Origin of the sequence: Heliomarina baculiformis (assembly GCF_019966545.1) — a bacterium.
In the GTDB taxonomy this organism is placed as follows: domain Bacteria; phylum Pseudomonadota; class Alphaproteobacteria; order Rhodobacterales; family Rhodobacteraceae; genus Heliomarina; species Heliomarina baculiformis.
Genome location: NZ_JAIMIC010000006.1, coordinates 200,869 through 224,875, shown reverse-complemented (window position 1 = coordinate 224,875; position 24,007 = coordinate 200,869). Strand labels below are relative to the sequence as shown.

The 24,007-nt window shown below is 59.6% G+C and carries 21 protein-coding genes; 12 read left to right on the top strand and 9 right to left on the bottom strand.

The features are described 5' to 3' along the window. Positions 1-23 precede the first annotated feature (23 nt). The 3 genes from MF268_RS15380 (at position 24) to MF268_RS15370 (ending at position 4,808) form a co-directional block, all read left to right on the top strand. Positions 24-1,202, top strand: a complete 1,179-nt coding sequence (locus MF268_RS15380; RefSeq protein WP_238371751.1) for an aminotransferase class I/II-fold pyridoxal phosphate-dependent enzyme — start codon at positions 24-26, stop codon at positions 1,200-1,202. Between the two features lie 20 nt (positions 1,203-1,222). Beyond that, positions 1,223-4,099: a DNA translocase FtsK gene (locus MF268_RS15375; protein ID WP_238371750.1), complete on the top strand. Its 2,877-nt coding sequence runs from the start codon at positions 1,223-1,225 to the stop codon at positions 4,097-4,099. A 100-nt stretch (positions 4,100-4,199) separates the two neighbouring features. After that, complete coding sequence (locus tag MF268_RS15370; RefSeq protein WP_238371749.1) at positions 4,200-4,808, top strand: LolA family protein; 609 nt, start codon at positions 4,200-4,202, stop codon at positions 4,806-4,808. Here the strand turns inward: MF268_RS15370 and MF268_RS15365 are convergent, their stop codons facing one another. Beyond that, entirely contained in the window at positions 4,809-5,393 is a 585-nt protein-coding gene (locus MF268_RS15365; protein WP_238371748.1) for a transglycosylase SLT domain-containing protein, read from the bottom strand. It lies immediately after the preceding gene. 232 nt (positions 5,394-5,625) lie between these two features. Here MF268_RS15365 and hspQ point away from each other — a divergent pair, with 232 nt between their 5' ends. After that, positions 5,626-5,952, top strand: coding sequence for a heat shock protein HspQ (gene hspQ / locus MF268_RS15360; protein ID WP_088633195.1), 327 nt, complete (start codon positions 5,626-5,628; stop codon positions 5,950-5,952). Positions 5,953-5,955: 3 nt separating this feature from the next. Here hspQ and MF268_RS15355 read toward each other — a convergent pair whose 3' ends face one another. From MF268_RS15355 to MF268_RS15345, 3 genes are all read right to left on the bottom strand, one after another. Beyond that, entirely contained in the window at positions 5,956-7,533 is a 1,578-nt protein-coding gene (locus tag MF268_RS15355) for a gamma-glutamyltransferase family protein (protein WP_238371747.1), read from the bottom strand. Positions 7,534-7,804: 271 nt separating this feature from the next. Further along, positions 7,805-8,245 (bottom strand): ATP-binding protein, encoded by a 441-nt coding sequence (locus MF268_RS15350; RefSeq protein WP_238371746.1) that lies wholly within the window; start codon positions 8,243-8,245, stop codon positions 7,805-7,807. 46 nt (positions 8,246-8,291) lie between these two features. Next, positions 8,292-8,630, bottom strand: a complete 339-nt coding sequence (locus MF268_RS15345) for an STAS domain-containing protein (RefSeq protein WP_088632999.1) — start codon at positions 8,628-8,630, stop codon at positions 8,292-8,294. A gap of 92 nt (positions 8,631-8,722) precedes the next feature. Here MF268_RS15345 and MF268_RS15340 point away from each other — a divergent pair, with 92 nt between their 5' ends. The 6 genes from MF268_RS15340 (at position 8,723) to MF268_RS15315 (ending at position 16,659) form a co-directional block, all read left to right on the top strand. Next, a complete protein-coding gene (locus MF268_RS15340; RefSeq protein WP_238371745.1) occupies positions 8,723-9,895 on the top strand; it encodes a thiolase family protein in 1,173 nt (390 codons plus the stop codon). Between the two features lies 1 nt (position 9,896). Beyond that, positions 9,897-10,373, top strand: a complete 477-nt coding sequence (locus tag MF268_RS15335; protein WP_238371744.1) for a GAF domain-containing protein — start codon at positions 9,897-9,899, stop codon at positions 10,371-10,373. A gap of 381 nt (positions 10,374-10,754) precedes the next feature. Further along, entirely contained in the window at positions 10,755-11,324 is a 570-nt protein-coding gene (locus MF268_RS15330; protein ID WP_238371743.1) for a helix-turn-helix domain-containing protein, read from the top strand. 17 nt (positions 11,325-11,341) lie between these two features. Further along, the gene (locus MF268_RS15325) at positions 11,342-11,731 is read left to right on the top strand and encodes a GFA family protein (RefSeq protein WP_238371742.1); all 390 of its coding nucleotides are present in this window, start codon (positions 11,342-11,344) and stop codon (positions 11,729-11,731) included. Positions 11,732-11,739: 8 nt separating this feature from the next. Continuing rightward, on the top strand, positions 11,740-14,181 hold the full coding sequence (locus tag MF268_RS15320; protein ID WP_238371741.1) for a GcvT family protein: 2,442 nt from the start codon (positions 11,740-11,742) through the stop codon (positions 14,179-14,181). A 36-nt stretch (positions 14,182-14,217) separates the two neighbouring features. Beyond that, positions 14,218-16,659 carry a GcvT family protein gene (locus MF268_RS15315; RefSeq protein WP_238371740.1) on the top strand — a complete coding sequence of 814 codons (2,442 nt, stop codon included), beginning with the start codon at positions 14,218-14,220 and terminating at the stop codon, positions 16,657-16,659. A 39-nt stretch (positions 16,660-16,698) separates the two neighbouring features. On the opposite strand, the gene MF268_RS15310 is transcribed toward MF268_RS15315, so the two are convergent. From MF268_RS15310 to MF268_RS15300, 3 genes are all read right to left on the bottom strand, one after another. Continuing rightward, positions 16,699-18,231: a DUF2125 domain-containing protein gene (locus tag MF268_RS15310; protein WP_238371739.1), complete on the bottom strand. Its 1,533-nt coding sequence runs from the start codon at positions 18,229-18,231 to the stop codon at positions 16,699-16,701. A gap of 141 nt (positions 18,232-18,372) precedes the next feature. Then, the gene (locus MF268_RS15305) at positions 18,373-19,578 is read right to left on the bottom strand and encodes an aminotransferase-like domain-containing protein (protein WP_238371738.1); all 1,206 of its coding nucleotides are present in this window, start codon (positions 19,576-19,578) and stop codon (positions 18,373-18,375) included. A 98-nt stretch (positions 19,579-19,676) separates the two neighbouring features. Continuing rightward, on the bottom strand, positions 19,677-20,087 hold the full coding sequence (locus MF268_RS15300; protein WP_238371737.1) for a nuclear transport factor 2 family protein: 411 nt from the start codon (positions 20,085-20,087) through the stop codon (positions 19,677-19,679). Positions 20,088-20,183: 96 nt separating this feature from the next. On the opposite strand from MF268_RS15300, the gene MF268_RS15295 reads away from it, so the two are divergent. Beyond that, complete coding sequence (locus MF268_RS15295) at positions 20,184-20,837, top strand: RluA family pseudouridine synthase (RefSeq protein WP_238371736.1); 654 nt, start codon at positions 20,184-20,186, stop codon at positions 20,835-20,837. 3 nt (positions 20,838-20,840) lie between these two features. Here MF268_RS15295 and MF268_RS15290 read toward each other — a convergent pair whose 3' ends face one another. Next, a complete protein-coding gene (locus tag MF268_RS15290) occupies positions 20,841-21,686 on the bottom strand; it encodes an alpha-1,2-fucosyltransferase (protein ID WP_238371735.1) in 846 nt (281 codons plus the stop codon). Between the two features lie 323 nt (positions 21,687-22,009). Between MF268_RS15290 and MF268_RS15285 the strand changes: the two genes are divergently transcribed. Further along, a complete protein-coding gene (locus tag MF268_RS15285) occupies positions 22,010-22,459 on the top strand; it encodes a glyoxalase superfamily protein (RefSeq protein ID WP_238371734.1) in 450 nt (149 codons plus the stop codon). 85 nt (positions 22,460-22,544) lie between these two features. Here MF268_RS15285 and MF268_RS15280 read toward each other — a convergent pair whose 3' ends face one another. Continuing rightward, complete coding sequence (locus tag MF268_RS15280; protein ID WP_238371733.1) at positions 22,545-23,984, bottom strand: aldehyde dehydrogenase family protein; 1,440 nt, start codon at positions 23,982-23,984, stop codon at positions 22,545-22,547. Between the last annotated feature and the right edge of the window lie 23 nt (positions 23,985-24,007).

Here is a 24,007-nt window from a genome sequence, read left to right as displayed (position 1 = left end):
GATCCCGACCTTGAGGCGACATTATGGATTTTCCCGAGCGGTTTTCGAACCTACCGGCTTATGCGTTTCCGCGTTTGCGGAGCTTGCTGGACGCGCACGCGCCCGGCGGCAGCATAGTGCACATGACAATCGGCGAGCCGAAACATCCGTTTCCTCAATGGGTTACGGACGTCATCGTCGAAAACGCATCGCAATTTAACAACTATCCGCAGAACGAAGGAACGGACGCGCTGCGCGGTGCATTCGCGGATTGGCTCGAGCGTCGCTATTCGGTGCGCGTCGATCCGGATCAAAATCTGTTGGCGTTGAATGGCACCCGCGAGGGGCTTTACAACGCGGCCATGGCGCTGTGTCCTGAGCTGAAGAACGGGCGCAAACCGGTCGTTCTGACGCCCAACCCGTTCTATCAGGTCTATATGGTTGCAGCGATTTCTGTCGGGGCCGAGCCGGTGTTCATGCCCTGCACGGAAGAAACCGGCCATCTGCCTGACTACTCGAAGCTTTCGGCCGAAGTGCTGGATCGCACCACGATCGCCTATATCTGCTCTCCGGCGAATCCGCAGGGCACCGTGGCAAGCCGCGAATATTGGGAAAATCTGATCTCGCTGGCCGAGCAGTATGATTTCCGCATCTTCGCGGACGAATGCTATTGCGAGATCTATCGCGATACACCCCCACCCGGTGCGCTTGAGGTAGCCAGAGAGATGGGCGCCGACCCCGAACGGGTCGTGTCGTTTCATTCACTCTCAAAGCGATCCAACCTGCCGGGGCTTCGTTCCGGCTTTGCCGTCGGTGGGCCCAAATGCATCGCCGCGATGAAGCAGCTTCGGGCTTATACGGGGGCACCGCTGCCCGGACCGCTGCAAGCGGCCGCCGCCGCTGTCTGGTCAGATGAGGCGCATGTGCAGGAAAACCGACGTCTCTATCAGGAGAAATACGTAGTCGCGGACGAGGTGTTTGCCGATATCCCGGGCTACAAGGGGCCCGAGGCCGGGTTCTTTCTGTGGCTTCCTGTGGAAAACGGCGAAGAAGCGGCATTGCGCCTGTGGAAGGAAACCGGGGTGCGGGTGTTGCCCGGAGCTTATCTTTCGCAGGGCGAACCGGGGGCGAACCCGGGCGAGAAATTCATCCGGGTCGCGATGGTGGCCCCAAAAGAAAACATGCAGCGCGCTCTGATCACTTTGCGCGACTGCTTGTATTAAAACAAAGATCGAGGACAGGCATGGCATACCAATCACGCAGTCGGGATCCGCTATTGGACAGCGATATGCAGGCGGCTATCGAGAAACGCGGCAAGGAGCTCATCGGGATTGCCCTGATCTGTCTCGGGATCGCGGCAGCTGCGATGATTGGATCCTACACGCCGGATGACCCCAACTGGATGGTTTCGACCGATGCACCGGTGCAGAACTGGATGGGCCGGTTGGGCGCCTCCATTGCCGCCCCGCTGTTCATGATCGTCGGCTGGGGAAGCTGGAGCATCGCGCTGGTGTTCCTTGTCTGGGGACTTCGTTTTGCCTTTCACAGTGGCGAAGATCGTGCGCCCGCCCGTCTGATTTTTGCACCCATCGCGATTGCCGTGACGTCGGTCTATGCCGCGACTTTGCTGCCCGGTGATACATGGCGCGCCACTCACAGTTTTGGATTGGGCGGCATGTTCGGCGATACGGTCATGGGGGCGGTGCTGACTCTACTGCCGGTTGGCTCGCATCTGATGGTCAAACTGATGTCCCTGCTGATGGCGATTGCCATGCTCGGGCTTGGCGGTTTCGTTCTGGGCTTTACCAAGGCCGAAATGTCGCGCGGTCTGCGTTTCTCGTTGATCGGGCTGATCATGGGCTATGCCGCGTTGATGAACCTGCTGGGCCGTGGCGCACAAGGCGCGGCTGTCTCTCTTGCCAATCAGCGCAATCGACTGGCCGAAAAGCGTAGTGAACAGCGGCTGGCCCGTGCAGACGCTGCGCAGGCACACAAGATTTCCGCGCCGGTCAAAGGATTCGAACCAATCGAAATCGTTTCCGAGCCCGAGCAAGAACGTGGTGGTTTCCTGTCGCGCATGCCCGGCCTGATCCGTCGCGCGGAACCGATGCCGGAACTGATCGAACAGGAGCCGCCTGAATATGATGACGAAGACGTCTATCAGGGCGATGACCGAATCCGCGCCAAGATCGCGGACGTGGTTAAATCCCGCAAGCAGGCTGGCCTGCCTGTCGAGCCCGAACCCGATCCGGACCTGCCCCTGACCAAGGGTCGAGGCCGCCGTCCCGAACCGCTCGTCTTGAACCGTAGTGGCGGGAACGCGCTGCGCGCCGAGCCGCCTCTCACAGGTGGTGCTCGGGCCGAGCCGCCGCTTACCGCAGCGCCTGTGAGCGAAAGCCATTACGACGAACCCGTCTGGGAAGAACCGGAAGAGGCGATCGTCGAAGACGCGGGCTTGCCGCTTTCCGAACCAGAGCCGCAGCGCCCGGCCATTCCGACTGCCGAACCGCGCAAAGTAGTGATGAACCCTCTGCGCAAGTCCCCGGCCCCTTCACGTCGCGCGGTTGCCGAGGCGCAGCCCGCACTGGCATTCGATGAATCCGAAACGGCCTATGAATTGCCGCCCCTCAGTCTTTTGACCGATCCGGCCACGGTGCAACGTCACCACCTCAGCGACGAGGCGCTGGAAGAGAACGCGCGCATGCTGGAAAACGTGCTCGACGACTATGGGGTCAAAGGGGAGATTGTCAGCGTCCGTCCCGGTCCTGTCGTCACGATGTATGAACTCGAACCCGCGCCGGGTCTCAAGGCCAGCCGCGTGATCGGTCTGTCCGATGACATCGCTCGTTCGATGATGGCGCTGTCTGCGCGTGTTTCCACCGTTCCCGGGCGCTCGGTCATCGGTATCGAACTGCCCAATGATAACCGCGAAAAAGTGGTGCTGCGCGAAATCCTCGCCTCCCGCGATTTCGGCGACAGCAACCAAAGCCTGCCGCTGGCGCTTGGCAAGAATATCGGCGGCGATCCCATCGTCGCGAACCTTGCCAAGATGCCTCACCTGCTCATTGCTGGTACGACCGGTTCAGGTAAGTCGGTGGCGATCAACACGATGATCCTGTCGCTGCTTTACAAACTGACGCCCGAGGAATGCCGGTTGATCATGATCGACCCCAAGATGCTGGAACTTTCCGTCTACGACGGCATCCCGCACCTGCTGAGCCCCGTTGTGACCGACCCCAAGAAGGCTGTCGTCGCGCTGAAATGGGTCGTCGGCGAAATGGAAGATCGTTACCGCAAGATGTCCAAGATGGGCGTGCGGAACATCGAAGGCTACAACGGCCGGGTACGCGACGCGCTGGCAAAAGGCGAGATGTTCAGCCGCACGGTTCAGACCGGGTTCGACGATGATACCGGCGAACCCGTGTTCGAGACGGAGGAATTCGCGCCCGAAGCGATGCCCTTTATCGTGGTGATCGTAGACGAGATGGCAGACCTGATGATGGTCGCGGGCAAGGAAATCGAAGCCTGCATCCAGCGTCTTGCCCAGATGGCCCGTGCGTCGGGTATCCACCTGATCATGGCGACGCAGCGACCGTCGGTCGACGTGATCACCGGTACGATCAAGGCGAACTTCCCCACCCGGATTTCTTTCCAGGTCACATCGAAGATCGACAGCCGTACGATCCTTGGCGAGATGGGGGCCGAACAGCTTCTGGGTATGGGTGACATGCTCTACATGGCTGGCGGTGCTCGAATCACCCGTTGCCATGGTCCTTTCGTTTCGGACGAAGAGGTCGAAGAAGTGGTGAACAACCTCAAGGCTTACGGTCCGCCGGATTACATCAACACCGTGCTCGAAGGGCCGGATGAGGACAAATCCAGCGATATCGACGCGGTTCTCGGACTCGGTGGCAATACCGACAGCGAAGACGCGCTGTACGATACAGCCGTGCAGATCGTCATCAAGGACCGCAAGTGTTCGACCTCCTACATCCAGCGCAAGCTGGCCATCGGCTATAACAAGGCCGCGCGGCTGGTTGAGCAGATGGAAGAAGAGGGGCTGGTTTCGCCCGCCAACCACGTTGGCAAACGTGAAATTCTGGTGCCTGAACAGCAGTAAGGCAAAGGTCGGGTTAAGCCCCGGCCTTTCTTTATCAGACGAGCGATTTTGTGCCCCGCGCCCTTTGGATTTTCCTGGCCGGGCACCTATCTCATATCCCATGATGAATAGACGCCAATTCGCCGCCGCTGCCCTGCTGTCGGTGCTCGCCGCCCCTGCCATTGCGCAGGACAATCGCATTCCTCTTGCGGAGATTTCTGCCTATCTGAACAGGCTTACGACCGGGGAAAGCACGTTTACGCAATATAACGAGAACGGCTCTCGTTCGACCGGGCGGCTTTACGTCAAACGCCCGGGTCGAATGCGGTTCGAATACGACCCGCCCAACAAAGGCCTTGTACTGGCCGGGGGCGGTACGGTTCTTGTGCGCGACGAAAAGTCGAACCAAGCTCCGGAAACCTACCCGCTCAGGCGCACGCCGCTGTCGATCATCCTTCAACGCAATGTGGATCTTTCGCGGGCGGACATGGTTGTGGGCTACGGGCAAGAGGATGAGTTTACCGTTGTCCGGGCGCAGGACCCGGAAAATCCCGAATACGGATTCATCGATCTCAAATTCTCGCGCGACCCGGTGACGCTTCGTCAATGGGTGGTCACGAACGAACTGGGTGATCGTACTGCCGTCGTTCTGGACGGCATGACGACGGGTGTTTCGCTCAGCGATAACCTTTTCAATACCCAGATCGGGCGAGGCGGGAACAGGCGCTGATCAGAAAGCTCTGCACCGCGAAAGCTGCGATTCATACAGGATCGCACGTGCTTCGACGTCCGCGGCCACGCGCATGAGCCAGCTCTTGGAGTTGTAGGTTCCGCGCGAGAAGCCGGTATGACCTTCGTGATAGGCCAGATACTGGTTGCGGGCGTCGGTCAGGGAAATGCCGACTTTGCGTTTGCTCTCATTCATGTACCAGCCGATGAAATCCGACGCATCGCGCATCTTGTCCCGCTTGGCTCGCCGTTTGCCGGTGGATTTCTTGTAATCGTCCCAAGTGCCGTCCAGAGCCTGGCTATAGCCATAGGCGCTGCTTTGGCGTCCCATGGGGATGATACCAAGCGCATAGCGATAGGGCGTGCGTGCATCGCCCCTGAAACGGCTCTCCTGATAGATCGTCGCCATCTGCACCGCCACCGGAACACCCCAGCGCCTTTCGGTAGCCTTGAATGCGCGCACGTATTTCGGACGCTCACGCGCGATGGCGCAGGCGTTATCCATATTGCTCGGCGGCGAGGAATATCCTCCGCCGCAGGACGCCAGCATCAGCGCCATGATCATCACGCAAAGAGTTCTGCTCATCTGCCTCTTGCCTTTTTTGCGCAATCCTACAGCAACAAGCGACACAGGCAAATCACTTTCGGTGCCAAAAGACAGAGGCGGGATACAGGCCTTGACCTTTGCTTCCCGGATCATCACAACGCCGCCCACTGTCGAGATGGTATTCACAAACTGTTTCGCTAAACGAGGCTCCAAGCATTGGACAAATCGGGGTCGAAACGGCTAATATCGAGCTTTTAGGGGCAGTTTTATGATGTTGACGAAGCGCGCAAAATACAATCTAGGCCAGGTCGTGCGCCACAAAAAGCACCCGTTTCGGGGCGTGGTATTTGACGTTGATCCCGAATTTTCAAACACCGAAGACTGGTACCAGGCGATCCCCGAAGACGCCCGGCCGAAAAAGGCGCAACCTTTTTATCACCTCTTGGCCGAGAACGATCAAAGCTATTACGTGGCCTATGTGTCCGAACAGAACCTTGTCGCCGACTATTCTGGCGAGCCGGTAGACCACCCTGACATCCCGGACATGTTTGGTCCGTTTCAGGATGGCATCTACCCGCTGCATTTCAACCTGAATTAAGTCTCAATACCCGAGAGCGCACCCGTCCTTGCGGGGATCGCTCGCCCCTGACAGTACGCCGTCCGATCCGATATGGATGGCCTGAGCCCCACCCAGTGCGGTTTCGGGGACAGTGACATTATGGCCTTTTGCCGCGAGTTCGGCACGAACATCGTCGCCATAGCCCGATTCGACTTCCAGTACGCCTTCGTATGAAAAGGCGCGGGGCGCATCCAGCGCGGCTTGCAGGTCCATGCCGAAATCCTGCCGGTTGCTGACAAACCGCGCATGCCCGGTCGGCTGATAGGCGCCGCCCATGACACCGAAAGGTGTTGTGGCTCTCCCGCCTTCGCGCAGCATTGCCGGGATGATCGTGTGCATCGGGCGCTTGCCGCCTTTCAGCTCGTTTGGATGACCTTGTTCCAGCGTGAACCCGGCGCCGCGGTTCTGCAGCAGGATACCGAACTTGTCCGACGCGATGCCCGATCCGAATCCGTGAAAGATCGAGTAGATCAGCGACACTGCCATGCCGTCATTGTCGACAACGGTAATATAGATCGTGTCCTTGTGGACAGATTCGGTCAGGGGTGCCGCGGCGGGCATTGCCTTGTTCGCATCGATCAGGGCTGCGAGCGCGGCTGCAGTCTCGGGTGCAAGCATATGCTCAAGGCGGGTGACGTAATCCGCATCGGCAAGGAAACGGTTCCGCGCGTCATACGCCAGTTTGCTTGCTTCGGCTTCGACATGGATGCGTTCTGCGCCGAAGGGATCCATGTTCGCGATATCGAAGTGTGACAGGACGTTCAGCAAAAGGATAGCCGTAGCGCCCTGTCCGTTTGGCGCGTGTTCTACGAGATCCACGCCGCCATAGGCTCCGCATACCGGCACCGTTGGAGAGCACGCGGTGGAGGCAAAATCCTCCATCTCGTGAACGCCGCCAAGTTCCTTGAGGCTGTCGACCATGTCCTGCGCGATTTCGCCCGTGTAAAACGCATCGCGGCCCTTTTTCGCCACCTGCCTAAGAACCTGGGCCTGACCCGGCGCGCGAAAGCTCTGACCCGCGCCAGGTGCTTTGCCATCTATCAGGTACAAGTCGCGCGCCTTGCCCTGCAGCACTTCGCTGTCTCCCACCCAATCGAAAGCCACCCGGGGCGCTACCGGAACACCTTCCTCGGCGTAATGGATTGCGGGTGCAAGCAGGCTGTCCATGCCAAGCTTGCCGACGGTTTCGGACAGATGACAGAAAGCGTCGATCGCGCCGGGAATGGTAACGGCGTGGGCGTTATAGACGGGCACGCTGAGATTGCCTGCGGCACGGAGATCGGCGGCGTCAGCCTTGGCTGGCGCCCGACCCGAGCCGTTCAACGCTTTGATTTCATTGCTTCCGGCGGGAGAATAAAGAACGAAACAATCGCCGCCGATCCCGGTCATCTGCGGTTCGCAAATGCCTAGCAAGACAGCACCGGCGATGGCGGCATCCATCGCGTTCCCACCTTTTTTGAGGGTTTCGATAGCGGTCTGCGCTGCAAGGGGATGTGACGTGGCGCACATTCCGTTCGTCGCTAAAACGGTGGATCGGCCGGGTTTCTGAAAATCGCGCATGGTTGTCCCCTTATTGATTGGCGTGACCCTAGAGCCAGTCGTTTTGAAAGCCAATCTGATGTTGGGGGGAAGTCCTCGACGCCACGCACTGGGTGGGGGCTATAATAACGCAGCGCCGAGGGAAGCCATATGCAGCTACAGGCCCTTTATGACCGTTGTTTCGGGCAGCAGTTAGGAGGGATTGGGGCGCTTTTGCGGCACGTAAAGTTGTATGTTTTTAGGGGTTTATGATTCATTCGAGAGTGCCTGCTTACCACCCTTCGATAGGATTTCAGGCAAATTCGAACCGCAATTGTAAGGTATTCTCGTCCGGGTCCCGAAGGTAGGATTGCTCGACGGTCAGCTCACGGATGATCCGCCATCCGAATCCCCCCTCGGGAAGCTCTGTTCTGTCCATATCTGGGGAAAGGGTGCACCCCGGGGGCAGTTCAGCGCCTGGAAATGGCCGTCCATGATCGACTATTGTGAGCGCTAAGGCATTGGCGGAGAGGTCATAGGAGACCCGGACCATGCAGGATTTGTCGGTCAGGAATTCGCCGTCTCGCCCATAGGCGTGCTCAACGATGTTGTTGATCACTTCGGCCAAAACGATTTCGACGGTTTCAAGGTGAGGTGAGGCAAGGCCCTCACCTGCCAGATCGTCAATCACCGCACATACGCCGGACCTTACGGCATGGGTCGTCGCGTGAAAGCAACGCGTCCCTTTTATCATATCGCCGCCTGAATCGAGGCTGTGAGCGTCATGACCGTGCAGGGGATCAACCTTCCTGAGGTTCAAATGCGCCATCGAGAGTCGGATAGAGTTTGAAAACAGTGTCCATGCGGGTCAGCCGAAAGACCTTGTCTACCGACGGGTTGAGACCTGCAAGGTCGATGCGGCGATGAGGCTCAAGGTTTTTCATTGCGGCGACTATGGCGCCAAGTCCGCTTGAGTCGATGAAATCCACGGATGTCAGGTCGAGTATGATCCTGTCTGGCCCGGTTCGGGTCATGCCATGCATGTCCTCCTTAAAGCGGATCGCAATGGCGGCGTCGATCCTGCTGGCGTTCACAGTGATGATCTGCGATCCGTCTTTCACCGTACTGGTAAGGTTCATTGACAAAGTCCTTGCACTCACTCTCGACGACAAGGCTAGACGGCAATCCTTACTTTTCGGTATTCAGGGTCAAATACAGGGAGGAACTCACCATGAAAGAAGTTGTCATTTCCGGTGCGTCGCGCACGCCGATGGGGGGATTCCAAGGCGTATTTGACGGGGTGTCGGCCTCTGAACTTGGGGGTGTCGCCATCAAGGCCGCGCTGAAAGGCGCAGGCGTACAGACGGTAGACGAGGTGCTGATGGGCTGCGTCCTGCCAGCGGGGCAGGGGCAGGCACCGGCCCGGCAGGCAGGATTTCATGCGGGACTGGGTGAAGAGGTGCCTGCCACGACGCTCAACAAGATGTGCGGTTCCGGCATGCGCAGCACCATGATGGGCTTCGATCAGATAGCGCTTGGGCATAACGAGGTGATGATTACCGGCGGTATGGAGAGCATGAGCAACGCGCCGTATCTCCTGCCAAAGATGCGCAGCGGGGCGCGGATCGGCCACCAGCAGGTGGTCGACCACATGTTTCTCGACGGTCTTGAGGACGCCTATGACAAGGGCCGCCTGATGGGGACCTTCGCCGAGGATTGCGCCGAAACCTACCAGTTTACGCGTGAGGCTCAGGATCAGTATGCCATCGGATCGCTCGATAACGCACTGGATGCCGAACGTAACGGGGCATTCGACGATGAGATCGCTCCGGTAAAGATCCATGCCCGCACGGGCGAAGAGATCATTACCCGCGATGAGCAGCCCGGAAAGGCACGCCCCGAAAAGATCCCTATGCTGAAGCCTGCCTTTCGCAAGGACGGCACAGTGACGGCGGCGAACTCTTCCTCCATCTCCGACGGGGCGGCGGCGCTTGTCTTGTCTTCGAAGGAAGTCGCGGATGCCCGCGGTCTCCCGGTTCGGGCGCGTATTCTTGGTCATTCAAGCCACGCACAGGCACCGGGCCTGTTCACCACCGCTCCGGTTTTTGCCGCCCAGAAACTACTTAACAAGATCGGCTGGTCGAAAGACGATGTGGACCTTTGGGAGGTGAACGAAGCCTTCGCGGTCGTGCCGATGGCTTTCATGCAGGAAATGGGCCTATCGCGAGACATCGTAAACGTGAATGGCGGCGCCTGCGCGCTGGGGCACCCGATTGGCGCTTCCGGTGCAAGGATCATCGTGACGCTGCTGAACGCGATGGAAAAGCGCGATCTTAAACGCGGTATCGCCGCGATCTGCATCGGTGGCGGTGAAGGTACAGCAATCGCGATAGAACGGAACTGACATGTCGGTTGCAGTAACTGAGGACGTTCAGCTCGATTATTCCGCCTTGTCACGCACGATACGCGCTTTGACCGAGGGCGAAACTGAAGATGTTGCCCTTATGGCGACGGTGGTGTGCGAGGTGCATCACGCGGATTCCAGGTTTGACTGGACCGGGTTCTATCGCGTGACGGGACCCGAAATGCTCAAGATCGGCCCCTATCAGGGCGGGCACGGCTGCCTGCAGATCCCCTTTTCTCGTGGTGTCTGCGGTGCGGCGGCGCGCGAAAGGTCCGTGCAGCTCGTCGCGGATGTGCACAGTTTTCCCGATCACATCGCCTGTGCAAGCTCGACCCGGTCTGAGATTGTTATTCCGGTTTTCAACGCCACCGGCGAATTGATCGCGGTTTTCGATATAGACAGCGATCAGCCGGCCGCGTTCACGCAGCGTGACGCCGATGGTCTGTCGGCCATCCTGCGCGAGGTTTTCGCGACCTGACACGGTGCCCGTCATTGATTTTTGGCGGGCGTACACCATCGGTCGCCCTGCTGGACCCAGACAGTTTCCTGCGTTGTCGCCGAGACAGTGATGATTCCGGCACTCGTGTTTACCATCTGCGGGTTCAGCAGATTCAGGAATATTGCCAGCATTTCCGCAGTGAGACACATAACCTGTCCTGTAGGTTCGGGGGCACCCACATCCTGACGATGTGAAGTCCTGACACCGGATGATCATCGCTAAAGATGAATATTTCTGCAATCGGTCAGCTCGATCGACTCACACAGCGTATTGTCGGTAGCTTCGTGAAATTTTTCTTTCTTTTTTCACGAGTCTGAGCCACGGTGAAATTATCGAGAGATTTTTCACGACGAGCCCGCCATGATTCACCAGCCTGACCAGCCTGCTTCCCTTGGCGCCGACCTTCGGGCCCTGCGCAAGGCAAGGGGTGTAACGCTGGCGGAGCTTGCCTCGGATCTGAACCGCTCGGTCGGTTGGCTAAGCCAGGTCGAGCGCGACCTCTCCGAACCATCGATCACTGACCTTCGACACATTGCGGCGCGACTGGATGTATCCGTATCGATGCTCTTTGGTCACTCGCCTGCCCCTGCGGGGGAGGCCGGATACGTGGTACGACAGGAGTCGCGCCGTCCTATCGGTTCCAATGAGGCGGGTCTTGTCGAAGAGCTTTTGTCGCCCGATCTCACCGATGATTTCGAGATGGTGCATTCTACCTTTGAGCCACATTCCCGCATCGGCGAAGTGGTGCAGCGACCGACTCAGGAAGTTGCCTATCTCCTCTCCGGTAAGCTTGACCTGATTATCTCTGGCCGGAAATTCACGATCCGACCCGGCGACAGCTTTCGCATCCGGGGGGAACCCTTTGAATGGATCAATCCCTATGATGAAACCGCCTGCGCGATATGGGTCATCGCGCCGCCGGTCTATTGACGCGACAGGAGCAACAGATGACGGGAAAGAAGCATAATGGCACCTGCAATTGCGGCGAGGTGGCCTTTACCATTACCGGCGATCTGGCGGAACCGTCGGTCTGTCATTGTACACAGTGCCGGAGGCAGACCGGATATTGCTGGTCGTCAACACACATCCCCAAGTCCGCTTTGACCTTTCAAAGCGTGGCGGGCCCTGTCTGGTATCAATCAAGCCCGAATGTGCAGCGCGGATTCTGCGGCACCTGCGGCTGCTTCCTGTTCTGGAACCCGGAGGACGAAGACAAGATTTCCGTGTCGATGGGCGCGCTTTCGGCCCCGACCGACGTAAAGATCGGTCGCCATATCTTTGTCGCTGACAAGGGCGACTATTATGATCTGGCCGATGGCCTGCCGCAGTCGAGTTAGGAGGGAGCATGGCCGAATTTCCTACACAGGCCCGCGTGGTTATCATTGGCGGTGGCGCGGTCGGCGCATCGGCGCTCTATCATCTTGCGAAAGCAGGCTGGACCGATTGCGTACTGCTCGAAAAGAACGAGCTGACCGCCGGATCGACATGGCATGCAGCCGGAAACGTGCCGACGTTTTCAACCTCGTGGTCAGTCATGAATATGCAGCGCTATTCGACCGAGCTGTACCGAGGGCTGGGCGCGGATGTCGATTATCCGATGAATTACCATGTGACGGGGTCGGTGCGGCTCGCTCACTCCGAACAGCGCATGCAGGAATTCGAACGTGCCCGTAGCATGGGGCGGTCGCAGGGGATGGATCTGGAGATCCTTTCTGTCGATGAACTGCGCGCCCGTTACCCCTTTGTCGAAACCCATGATCTCAAGGGCGCGCTTTATGATCCGAACGACGGCGACATAGACCCGTCGCAGTTGACGCAGGCGCTGGCGAAAGGCGCGCGTGACATGGGGGCGCGGATCGAAAGGTTCTGCGCGGCGACAGGCGTTCGGCGCGAGGAAGAAAGCTGGATCGTCGAAACACAAAAGGGCGAGATCCGCTGCGAATATGTCGTGAATGCAGCGGGTTACTACGCGTCCCGCGTCGCCGACTGGTTCAAACCGTTCGGCGGTCGAGACCTGCCAATGATGGTGATGAGTCACCAGTATCTTCTGACCGAAGAAATCCCAGAGCTGGCCGAATGGAGCCGGGAGACGGGACACAAGCTGCCCCTGCTGCGGGACGTCGACAGTTCCTATTACCTGCGGCAGGAAAAGGCCGGTTTCAACCTTGGTCCCTATGAGCGTAAGGGTCGGGCGCATTGGGTGGATGCCGCTGATCCTATGCCGGAAGATTTCTCGTTCCAGCTATATCCGGACGATCTGGATCGGCTTGAATGGTACATCGAGGATGCAATGGCGCGGGTGCCGCTATTGGGGTCGGTCGGGGTCAACAAGGTCATCAATGGACCCATACCTTATACGCCCGACGGCCTGCCTTTGATCGGACCGATGCCGGGCGTGCCAAATGCTTTCGAGGCCTGTGTCTTTACTTTCGGCATCGCGCAGGCCGGTGGCGCGGGCAAGGTGCTCGCCGAATGGGTTACGCAAGGCCGAACCGAATGGGACATGTGGTCTTGCGATCCGCGCCGGTTCACTGCCTATGCCGACCGCGATCACTGCATCGCCAAGGGACTTGAGGTCTATGGCTTTGAATACGATATGCATTTCCCGCGTCGTGATTGGCCCGCCGGACGGGGAAAAAGGCTTTCCACACTGCACTCACGTCTGAAAGACGCGGGCGCGGTATTTGGCAGCTACAACGGCTGGGAGCGCGCAGAATGGTTCGCGAAACCCGGTGACGATCTGCGTGATGAATCAACCCATACATGGAACCGCCCCGGCCCGTGGGAACAACGCATCCGCGAAGAATGCGAAGCGGTTCGGGATGGTTGCGGTGTGATCGCCATTTCAGGCTTTACCCGGCTTTCCGTCGAGGGGCCGGGAGCGCGCGATTACGTGGATGGCCTGACGGCTTCGCGCCTGCCGCACCCGGGACGGGTGGGGCTGGCCTATTTCGCGGATGATCGCGGGCGGGTCGTGACGGAAATGTCGGTCATCCCGCACAGCGACGAGCAGATCTGGCTGATCACTGCGGCTGTAGCGCAATGGCATGACAAAGAGCTTTTGGAGCGTGGCACCCCCGGTACACTATCTGTACAAGATCGGTCCGACAAATATGACTGTTTGCTGGTAACAGGTCCGAAATCGCGCGAAATCCTGTCCGGACTGACCGATGCGGATCTGTCACTGCCGTGGTTGTCTTATCAGGAGGCCGAGGTCGCCGGGCATCGCGTCGTCTTCTTGCGGGTGTCCTTCGCCGGCGAACTGGGGTGGGAAATCCATTGCGCCAATGAGGCCGCGCCGGCCATTTGGGATGCGGTCACGGGTGCAGGGGCGATACCTTTCGGCATGTGCGCGCTCGGCTCCCTTCGCATTGAAAAGGGGTATCGTGCGTGGAAGGGCGATCTGTCGACGGATTACACGCTTCTTGAGGCAGGTCTTGAACGTTTTATCGATTTCGCCAAACCCGATTTCCCGGGCAAGGCCGCACTTTCGGCAGAAAGAGAAGCAGGGGCAAAGCGGCGTTTTGTGGCGCTTAAGGTCGAAGCCGGTGAGGCAGACGCCCCCTATATGTCGATGCTCTGGCACGAGGATGAAATCGTAGGCGAAACCACATCGGGCGGCTGGGGCTATCGGGTCGGGTCCTCGCTGGCGCTGGGTATGATCCGTGCCGATCTGGCCGCGCCTGGCACAGAGATCGACGTCGAAATCTACGGGCAAAAATACCGGGCCATCGTGCAGCCGCATACTGCCGTTTGGGACGCCGACAACAGCAGAATACGCGCATGACATGCGCCCGAGATGCGAAAATAAGCGAGGTAAGCTTTGACTATTCCTGAAAAGGCCCGTGTGGTCATCATCGGCGGCGGCGTGATCGGTTGCTCGGTGGCCTATCACCTGACCAAAATCGGCTGGACGGACGTAGTGCTGCTGGAACGCAAGCAGCTGACATCGGGAACGACATGGCATGCGGCGGGTCTGATCGCGCAGCTTCGGGCGACGGCGAACATGACGAAGCTCGCGCGCTACAGCCAAGAGCTTTATGGCGGCCTAGAAGCGGAAACCGGGGTTGCAACCGGGTTCAAGCGGAATGGGTCGATCACCGTGGCGCTGACGGCGGAACGGCGAGAAGAGATCTTCCGTCAGGCAGCGATGGCGCGGGCCTTTGGTGTTTCGGTTGAAGAGATCGACCCAACCGGGATAGGCGAACTCTATCCGCATCTGAACCTCGATGGCGTGGTGGCCGGGGTCTACCTGGAAAAGGACGGGCAGGGGGATCCGGGGAACATCGCCCATGCACTGGCTAAAGGCGCGCGCCAGCGTGGGGCGGTCGTTGCCGAACGCACGAAGGTTACGGAGAGTCACAAAACCGGGCGCCGGGTGACCGGGGTCAGCTATCAGGGGGTAGATGGCGACGGCCATATCGCTTGCGACATGATCGTAAACTGTGCCGGGATGTGGGGACACGAAGTCGGCCGGATGGCTGGCGTGAACGTACCGCTTCAGGCCTGCGAACACTTCTACATCGTGACCGAGAATATCCCCGAACTGACCCAACTGCCGGTGCTGCGGGTGCCGGATGAATGCGCCTATTACAAGGAAGATGCGGGCAAGATCCTTCTGGGTGCCTTCGAGCCGGTATCAAAGCCATGGGGCATGGACGGAATCCCCGAGGATTTCGAATTTGACCAGCTTCCCGAGGATTTCGATCATTTCGAACCGATCCTCGAACAAGCGGTGAACCGGGTACCGATGCTGGCCGAAGCGGGCATCCATACGTTCTTTAACGGGCCCGAGAGCTTTACGCCCGATGACGCCTATCACCTTGGCCTCGCCCCCGAGATGGACAATGTCTGGGTTGCGGCCGGGTTCAATTCTATCGGTATCCAGTCAGCCGGCGGCGCGGGTATGGCGTTGGCGCAATGGATGGAAGACGGCGAGAAACCGTTTGACCTCCGTGATGTCGATATCAGCCGGATGCAGCCATTTCAGGGGAATAAACGTTACCTGAAAGAGCGCTCGACCGAGACACTGGGCCTGCTTTACGCGGACCACTTTCCTTTCCGCCAAAAGGCAACGGCGCGGGGCGTGCGTCGCTCGCCGCTTCATGCGCATCTGCTTGAACGTGGCGCGGTCATGGGAGAGCTGGCAGGCTGGGAGCGGGCGAACTGGTACGCGCGCGTGGGGCAGGCACAGGCGTATGAATACAGCTGGGGACGCCAGAACTTTTTCGACAACGTGGCCGAGGAACATGCGGCAGTGCGGTCGAACGTGGCGATGTATGACATGACCTCTTTCGGCAAGCTGCGGGTCGAAGGGCGCGATGCGATGGCTTTTCTCAACCACGTCTGCGGGGCCGAGATGGACGTGGCACCGGGTAAGATCGTCTATACCCAGTTCCTGAACGCGCGCGGCGGAATCGAAGCGGACGTGACCGTCACGCGCCTGGCCGAGACCGCTTATCTGGTGGTGACTCCGGCGGGGACACGGCTGGCGGATGAAACATGGTTGCGGCGGCATGTGGGGGACCGGGCGGTTGTCATCACCGATGTTACCCCGGGCGAAGCGGTGATGGCGGTAATGGGACCGAATGCGCGCAAGCTGATGCAGGCCGTGTCGCCCAATGATTTCTCAAACGCGGTCAATCCATTTGGTACGGCGCAGGAAATCGAACTTGGCATGGGGCTGGCCCGCGCGCATCGCGTCTCTTACGTGGGTGAACTGGGTTGGGAGATTTACGTCAGCTCGGACATGGCGGCCCATGCCTTTGAGACGCTCTGGGAGGCCGGACAGGATCTCGGGCTCAAGCTGGCGGGGATGCACATGATGGATTGCGCTCGCATGGAAAAGGGCTTTCGGCATTTCGGCCATGATATCACCTGCGAGGACCACGTGCTTGAGGCGGGCCTTGGGTTTGCGGTGAAGAGGGACAAGCCCGACTTCATCGGCCGTGACGCGGTGCTGCGCAAGAAGGAAGAGGGGTTGAAGCGGCGGCTGGTGCAGTTCCGCCTGACCGATCCCGAACCGCTTTTGTACCACAACGAACCCATCCTGCGGAACGGAGAGATTGTCGGGTTCCTGAGTTCAGGGGCCTACGGGCATCATCTGGGCGGCGCGATGGGGCTTGGCTATGTGCCCTGCGCTGGCGAAAGCGTGGCAGAGGTGCTGGCGTCCAGCTACGAGATCGACGTGGCGGGTGTTCGGGTAACGGCTGAGGCTTCGATGAAGCCCATGTATGATCCCAAAAGTGAAAGAGTGCGCGCCTGAGTGAAGGCCCCCAGACGGGAGGCCTTCGGGTGTCCACGATCAGCGCATGCGCATGCCGTTGGCAAGAAGCTCGCCGTCCTCGGTGAATTCGAGGTGGGAGTTCAGTACATCCTCGCCCGCGTTGTCATCGGGTTTGGCGACCATGCCGACCATCATGCGCGCGGCCATGGCTTGCTGTTCCGGCAGAAGCCCGATCTTGACGAGCCGGTCGAGCAGGGCGTTGCCGCCACGAAGGGTCAGGTCGAGAACACCTGTGGGCTTGGGAAATCCCTCATAGGTGGTTTTGTCACTATTATCGAAGCTCGCCTCGCCCTTGCCGGTCAGCTCAGCGCCGGCGGCCTTGAGCCGAAAGTTCTCAAGGGTGAGCGCGTGCAATTCGCCGGGCAGGTCGCCCGCCTTGCCCCGCGCCGCGACGTCGGCGAAATCGAACCAGTCCCAGAAGCTCTTGACCTTGGCATTCAGGGCAAGTGTCAGGGCCATAGGATCGCGGGGAATTTCTCTCGTGGGATCGATCATGCCCCAGAGCTGTTCGGGGATTTCCAAACCGGTCATGTCAATCGACAGGGCTGCGTCCTGAAGGCTTTCCCCCGCCGAGATCGGCAGCGTGGCGCTGGCCGTGTTCCGCGCGATGATCGCGCTAATCGGAAAGGGGATCGCGTCGGGCGCACTGAAGGACAACCGCGTATTCTCAAGCAGGGCGGCGACTTGCAGCCTTTCGCGGTTCAGAGAAAAGATGTTGTCGTAGGTTTCCGACTCCGACAGCTGATGCGAGACCGGCGCCCCGTCGAGCGTGATGGTCTGTTCCGACCGGTATCCATCGATACTGCTTTCGCCCGTGAAGCGCAGACCGCGTTCCATCGCATCGGCGAGGTTGAGGAGGGAGATGCCGCTGCGAGGCAGGATCATTTCATGCGAGGCAGTCAGGCCCTGCGCCGTGCCGGAGAAGACCGACCTTACACCGGCAGTATCGGTGTAGTCCGCGTTGAACTCATTCGCGCCCAGCTTCATTTGCCCGTCTACCGTCACAAGGCTTGAGGCGGCGATGCTGGCGCTGCCGGAGAGATCGCGTGCGGTACCGCCGATGGTCAGACCTTCGGACTGGATATCCTCGAATTCGACATCCCGGACGGTAAAGTCGAGCTGATCTGCCGAGTATTCATAGGAGATGTCGCCCGGCAGTCCGCTGGCAGAGATGTTCAGGTTGGTCGAGGTGACGTCGACTGTTCCGGTATAGGTGCCTTCGTCGGTGATCTCGGCCCGCATCGTAACGCTCTGCGTGGCCGGATACTGGATATCAACCGTGCCGTCATCGTTCTGAACAAGATCGAACCCCGACTGGGTCAGAGTCAGAGTGCCTTCATCCTCTGGCAGGTCCCAGGACATCGTGATGGGACCGACGCTGACGGCATCCGCCGAACGTTTTATGGTCGTTTCCGGCTTGCCGCCAAAGGTATCGAGATAGGCCTTGATATTGGTCCAGACATCGTCGGCGCTGACATCCGCAAATGCGGGTTGTCCAAGGGCGACAGAGGCCATCGCGGCAGTACAACTCAGGCGGGCTAAACGGTTCATTTTCAATTCCTTATGTCTATCCGACAGGGGCCACGGTGTTTGAGGGGACCTGTCTTTCCGTTTGACATGCTTTTCGCCGGAATGTGACCGAAGCGCGAAACAGTTACGGTTATTTCTCGATAATCGGCATGATCCCGCCCGCTATTCCCTGAGCAGGCGGCCAAGACGGGTGATGCCTTCCTCGATCTGGGCCTGATCGGCGCAGGAAAAGCTGAGCCGGAGCGTATTGCCCCCGCTGCCGTCCGCGAAAAATGCCCGACCGGGCACAAAAGCGACGCGTTGGGTTTCGAGCGATTTTGCCAGAAGATCCGCCGCGTCGAGGTGTTGGGGCAGGGTGAGCCAGACGTACATGCCGCCCTCGGGTCGGGTCCATTCCACGCCGTCTGGCATATGCCGTTTCAGCGCGTCCAGCATATGGTCACGGCGCGGTTTATAGACGTCGCGCAGGTTTGCCACGTGGCTTTCGAACATGCGGCTGGCCACCTCGGCAATGGCCATCTGGTTGATGGTAGAGGAATGCAGGTCTGCCGCCTGTTTCATCAGGACAAGCCGACGGATCACCGGGGCCGCGCCACAGACCCAGCCGACGCGCAGGCCGGGCGACAGCGTTTTCGAGAAACTGCCGCAATAGAGCGTACGCGCGGCATTGATGTCGCCGGTTCGTTCGATCTCAAGCGCGAGGATCGGAGGGATCGCCTCTCCGTCGTAACGCAACGATTGATAGGCGGCATCCTCAATAACGGGAATGTCGAGCTGTTCCGCCAGGTCGAGCAGTTTTCCACGGGCCGTCCGGTCGAGCGTGTGGCCGGTAGGGTTGGCGAAATCGGCGGAAGTATAGGCGAATTTCACCTCGCTATCCGCCTGGGCCGCGGCATCGGCATAACTTTGCGGGGTTCTGTTGGTGTCGGGCGAGAGCTGGTCGTAGCGTGGCTCATAGGCGTTGAACGCCCCGAGAGCGCCAAGGTAGGTCGGCCAGCCGACAAGGGCGGTATCGCCTGGGGACAGCAACAGCTTGCCGAGGTAATCGAGGGCCTGCTGCGATCCGGAGGTGATGAGGATGTTGTCCTCGTTGCAGGGCACGCCGAGCGCGGCCATCTGACTGGCGATCCAGCTGCGCAGTGGCAGATAACCCTCGCTGACAGAGTATTGCAGGGCGGCCTGCGCCTTATCACCGCTGAGGATGGCCGAGAACGCCTTTTCGAAGGCTTTCGCGGGAAACAGCTTGGGATCCGGGATGCCGCCCGCGAAAGAGATGATATCCGGCTGCTCGAGCAGTTTCAGCAGTTCGCGGATTTCCGACGCCTTCATGCGCGTCATCCGGGTCGCGAATACCTGTTCCCAGTTCATCTCTCTGTCCTCCGATCAACATGACTGGGCCGCACTGTGCGGATCGGAGCAATTAAGTCAATATTGCTGACTTAGTTGACACATTTCTTGATCCACAATCAGCTCAGCGCTTCGCGGAACTTGAGAAAACGCGCGTCGGTCTTGACCCGCTCGTTCATCGCTTCGCGCAGGGCGCCAACCGCCTTGTGCGGGCGCATGACCACTTCGAAAACCGCGATCAGACCGTCATCGTTCAGGGTGATCAGATCGACGCCAACCGCGTCCAACTCGCCGATCTTGCACTGGAATTCGAGCGCCCAATCCTTGCCGTCGCCCATCACGCGCCGATAGCTGAAGTCGGTAAAGACCTTGCCAACATGTCCCAGAACGGCCGCCACGGGTTCCCGCCCGGTCCATGTGGCGAAGTAGGTTGGAGGCAGGAATTTCACGTCCTCGGCCAGTAGGTCGGCGATCTTGGTATCATCGCCGCTAGCGACAACTTCCTGCATACGGGTGATGGTCAGGTGCATCTGTGTCTCCTCCTGTTTCCGGCACTGTTGCCCTGCACGGGTGAGGCCGCAAGTGGGTTGTTGTGCGCGCCCTTCGCAGCGCGTAAGCAGCGGCGCATGGCACCCGGATCAGAATATAACCCGCCCGAGGGTCCGCTGGACCTGTTGCACCACGATGCGCAGATCGTCGTCGTGAACAAGCCCGACGGGCTGTTATCTGTGCCGGGCAAGGGCGAACATCTGGCGGACTGCCTGATCACGCGGTTGCAGGCGGTGTTTCCCGATGTACTGCTGGTGCATCGTCTGGACCGCGACACATCGGGCGTGATGGTCTTTGCCCTGACGCCACATGCGCAGCGTCACCTTGGGCTGCAATTCGAAAAACGTTATGCCAAGAAGACCTATGTGGCGCGGCTTGATGGCAGGCTGGAGCCGAAATCGGGCACGGTGGATCTGCCACTGATCGTGGATTGGGAAAATCGACCGCGCCAGATGGTCGATCCCGAGAACGGACGCCCGGCGCAGACCGACTGGAAAGTTCTACGCCATGAGGGGGATACCACGCGGGTTCGGTTATTCCCCAAGACCGGGAGAAGCCATCAGCTGCGGGTGCATATGCTGTCGCTGGGCCACCCGATCCTTGGCGATCCGCTTTACGCCAGCGGGGCGGCGCTGGATCATGACCGGATGATGCTGCATTCCGAGGAACTCCGCATCAAACACCCTGATGGCGGTGCCTCGTTGAAATTCCGTGCGCCCGCGCCGTTCTGAAACTCAGGTTTCGATCCGAATCCAACTGGGCGGAAGGATGTCCGGGTTCTGCAGCTTGGGGTCGCCGAACCAGTTTGCCGGTCCCGCGACTATCTTGTCCGAATGTGTGTTCAACCAAGCAGCCCACCAGGAAAATGATGAATTGGCGATGATATTGTGCCGGCAGAGCGACATAAGCCGCATGTCCTCGAAATCTCGGTCGGGGCCGTTGAAGTCGATAACGACTTTTTCAAAGGGCAGCGGCAGGTTCTCGCGGGCCCATTCGGGATCGTCGGAAAAGACAAAGACCGTGGGGTCTGTGGAGAGGTTGTTAGAAATCCGGGCAAGCGCCGCATCGTAATAGGCTTGGTCGCAGAGCACGTGCGCGTCCAGCGCCACATAATCGCCGCGCCGGACGTGCAGGGCAACGGAAAGTGTTTCACCGATGCGCTGGGCCATGTCGGCGTTTTCCGGTGAAGAGAATTCCGGAAAGGCAAAGTCGGCACGGATCGTATCGGCGATGGCAGAGAAATACTTCTCGCTTTGCCAATAGCCGTGCAGATAGCTTTGGTCGCCCCATGTCTCAAACGCGGCATTATAGCCAAGACGCTGTTCCCGCCGCAGGTACGGCATGCGCCCGGCATAGCGCCAGAGCGCATAGGCCAGCGGTTTTTCACGACGGGAGGGGGGCAGCGGTTCCGGCGTGGTCAGGGGAAGGTCGAATACGCGGGTCAGAAATCCTTCACCCCGTGCGAGTGCCTCTCGCGCGTCCAGCCCCACCGGCAGATCAAGGCGCGCCGCCAAAGCTCGCGCGGCGGCATATTGGAACATCTGGTTGCCAAGGCGGCCGTGAAGGCGGGAAATGATCATCGTTTGTCCTGTGCGCGGGCTTGTCCTGCTGTGCCACAGGCCGGTGATCTTCTCAAACCCTGAAATGGGCGTGTGATGGCAGGCCAACGGCGCAGCCCCAGAAAACTGAATTTTCTGGGTAAAATTCTGTGAGAATTTTGCGGTGGCTTGACGTGGCGGGAGTTCGTGCCTATCTGGCCGTCAGGTTCGGGTTCCCTGCCGCTCGCAGGCATTTTGCCATGGTGAAACCCGCTTTGCATCTTACGTCTCTGTCCAGTGGCATGTGCAACGGTTGGTAACGCGGGCACCTCCTTATCAATTGCATGCCTGTCATGAGGCAACAGATGATGACATCCAATACAACAGACCGGCTCACGGATCTGAAAACGCAAGCGCGTCGGCTGCGGCGCGACATGGCCGAAACAGGTCGTGCCATCAGCCATGGTCAGGCGCTTGAAATGATCGCGCACCAGCAGGGTGCGCGTGACTGGAATACCCTTTCCGCGACAGTGCGCCGGAACGACAACAAGCGGCCTTTCGCGGTCGGAGATCGGGTGGAAGGCCAGTATCTTGGTCAGCCCTTCACCGGCTATGTTCACGGGCTTTCCGTCGGACCGCAGGGCAAATACCAGCGGATCACGCTGCATTTCGATGAACCGGTCGATGTGGTTACCTTCGACAGTTTCTCGTCCTTTCGCCAACGGGTGAGTGCCGTGATCGATGACGAGGGCCGGTCGCTTTACCGCATCTCAAGCGGGGCCCCGCAACTGGTCCTGCACCACGTCGGGTTGTGAAGGATCGGCGAAGCAGTGACCCGAGCAACGAAAAGGGGCCGCCCCGGTATCCGGAGCGGCCCCATTCTTGTGGAGAGGGTCCGACTTATTCTGCCGCCCAGCCGCCGACGGCCTTGATCTCGAGGAAGTCCTCGATGCCGTAGACGCCGCCTTCGCGGCCGTTGCCGGACTGTTTCATGCCGCCGAAAGGCGCGCCCGGGCTGCGGCTTGCGCCGTTCATTTCCACCATGCCGGAACGGAGCTTGCGGGCCATGCGGTTGGCGCGTTCGCCGTCCTGGGTCTGGACGTAGTTGGTGAGACCGTAAACGGTGTCATTGGCGATCTCGATGGCTTCCTCTTCGCTGTCGAAGGGGATCATCGTCATGACCGGTCCAAAGATCTCTTCGCGGGCGATGGTCATCTGGTTGTTCACATCCGCAAAGATCGTCGGTTTCACGTAGAAACCACGGTTCATCCCGTCGGGGCGGCCAACGCCACCGGCGACGAGTTTCGCACCTTCGTCGATGCCTTTCTGGATCAGGTCCTGGATCTTCTTGAACTGAAGTTCGTTCACGACGGGGCCGATGTGGCGGCCTTCGTCATGGGCGCTGCCCACGGTGACGGAGTTTGCAACCTCGGCTGCGGTTTCAACGGCCTTGTCGTAGATCGGGCGTTGTACCAGCATCCGCGACGGGGCGTTGCAGGACTGGCCCGAGTTGTTCATCATGTGCAGCACGCCGCGCTTGATGGCCTTTTCGTCCGCGTCTTCAAAGACCACGTTCGCGCCTTTGCCACCCAGTTCGAGGTGAACTTTCTTGAGCGTATCGGCCGCGGCTTTCGAGATTGCCGTGCCGGCGCGGGTGGAGCCGGTGAAGGACACCATGTCGACGTCCGGATGGCTCGAAAGCTGGGTGCCGACACCCGCGCCATCGCCGTTCACGAGGTTGAAGACACCGGCGGGGAAGCCTGCCTCGTCCATCATCTCGGCGAAGACCATCGCGTTCAGCGGGCTTTGCTCGGACGGTTTCAGCACCATGGTGCAGCCTGCAACGGCGGCGGCGCCAACCTTGAGCGTGATCTGGTTCATCGGCCAGTTCCACGGCGTGATGAGCGCGGCGACGCCGACGGCTTCCTTGATGATCCGGTCGTTCTGGAATTTTTCGCTCAGCGGCGCGTCGAATTCGAATTCCTTGGCTGCGCGGATGAAGTTCTTGAGGTGGAAGCTGCCCGAGCCGAACTGCTGGGTGCGGGCCATGTCGATGGGCGCGCCCATTTCCATGCTGATCGCCTGCGCCATGTCTTCGCCACGGGTGTTATAGACCTCGAGCAGTTTTTCGAGATAGGCGATGCGCTCGGCGGCGGGCATGTACATCCAATCGCCGAGAGCAGCCTTGGCGGCGGCCACGGCGGCATCTGTATCGGCTTGGCTGCCAAGCGAGATCACCGCGCAGGGCTCTTCGGTGGAGGGGTCGATCACGTTGAAATCGTTCGGGGCAGAGGGGGCAACCCACTTGCCGTTGATGTAAAAGTCGCGTTTCTCGATCATATCTCAGCTCCCAATAAATGAGT

Bases quoted from the DNA above. Each gene is read 5' to 3' on its own strand.
- MF268_RS15380 (WP_238371751.1), top strand. From the start codon at position 24: ATGGATTTTCCCGAGCGGTTTTCGAACCTACCGGCTTATGCGTTTCCG.
- MF268_RS15375 (WP_238371750.1), top strand. From the start codon at position 1,223: ATGGCATACCAATCACGCAGTCGGGATCCGCTATTGGACAGCGATATG.
- MF268_RS15370 (WP_238371749.1), top strand. From the start codon at position 4,200: ATGATGAATAGACGCCAATTCGCCGCCGCTGCCCTGCTGTCGGTGCTC.
- MF268_RS15365 (WP_238371748.1), bottom strand. From the start codon at position 5,393: ATGAGCAGAACTCTTTGCGTGATGATCATGGCGCTGATGCTGGCGTCC.
- hspQ (WP_088633195.1), top strand. From the start codon at position 5,626: ATGTTGACGAAGCGCGCAAAATACAATCTAGGCCAGGTCGTGCGCCAC.
- MF268_RS15355 (WP_238371747.1), bottom strand. From the start codon at position 7,533: ATGCGCGATTTTCAGAAACCCGGCCGATCCACCGTTTTAGCGACGAAC.
- MF268_RS15350 (WP_238371746.1), bottom strand. From the start codon at position 8,245: ATGATAAAAGGGACGCGTTGCTTTCACGCGACGACCCATGCCGTAAGG.
- MF268_RS15345 (WP_088632999.1), bottom strand. From the start codon at position 8,630: ATGAACCTTACCAGTACGGTGAAAGACGGATCGCAGATCATCACTGTG.
- MF268_RS15340 (WP_238371745.1), top strand. From the start codon at position 8,723: ATGAAAGAAGTTGTCATTTCCGGTGCGTCGCGCACGCCGATGGGGGGA.
- MF268_RS15335 (WP_238371744.1), top strand. From the start codon at position 9,897: ATGTCGGTTGCAGTAACTGAGGACGTTCAGCTCGATTATTCCGCCTTG.
- MF268_RS15330 (WP_238371743.1), top strand. From the start codon at position 10,755: ATGATTCACCAGCCTGACCAGCCTGCTTCCCTTGGCGCCGACCTTCGG.
- MF268_RS15325 (WP_238371742.1), top strand. From the start codon at position 11,342: ATGACGGGAAAGAAGCATAATGGCACCTGCAATTGCGGCGAGGTGGCC.
- MF268_RS15320 (WP_238371741.1), top strand. From the start codon at position 11,740: ATGGCCGAATTTCCTACACAGGCCCGCGTGGTTATCATTGGCGGTGGC.
- MF268_RS15310 (WP_238371739.1), bottom strand. From the start codon at position 18,231: ATGAACCGTTTAGCCCGCCTGAGTTGTACTGCCGCGATGGCCTCTGTC.
- MF268_RS15305 (WP_238371738.1), bottom strand. From the start codon at position 19,578: ATGAACTGGGAACAGGTATTCGCGACCCGGATGACGCGCATGAAGGCG.
- MF268_RS15300 (WP_238371737.1), bottom strand. From the start codon at position 20,087: ATGCACCTGACCATCACCCGTATGCAGGAAGTTGTCGCTAGCGGCGAT.
- MF268_RS15295 (WP_238371736.1), top strand. From the start codon at position 20,184: ATGGCACCCGGATCAGAATATAACCCGCCCGAGGGTCCGCTGGACCTG.
- MF268_RS15290 (WP_238371735.1), bottom strand. From the start codon at position 21,686: ATGATCATTTCCCGCCTTCACGGCCGCCTTGGCAACCAGATGTTCCAA.
- MF268_RS15285 (WP_238371734.1), top strand. From the start codon at position 22,010: ATGATGACATCCAATACAACAGACCGGCTCACGGATCTGAAAACGCAA.
- MF268_RS15280 (WP_238371733.1), bottom strand. From the start codon at position 23,984: ATGATCGAGAAACGCGACTTTTACATCAACGGCAAGTGGGTTGCCCCC.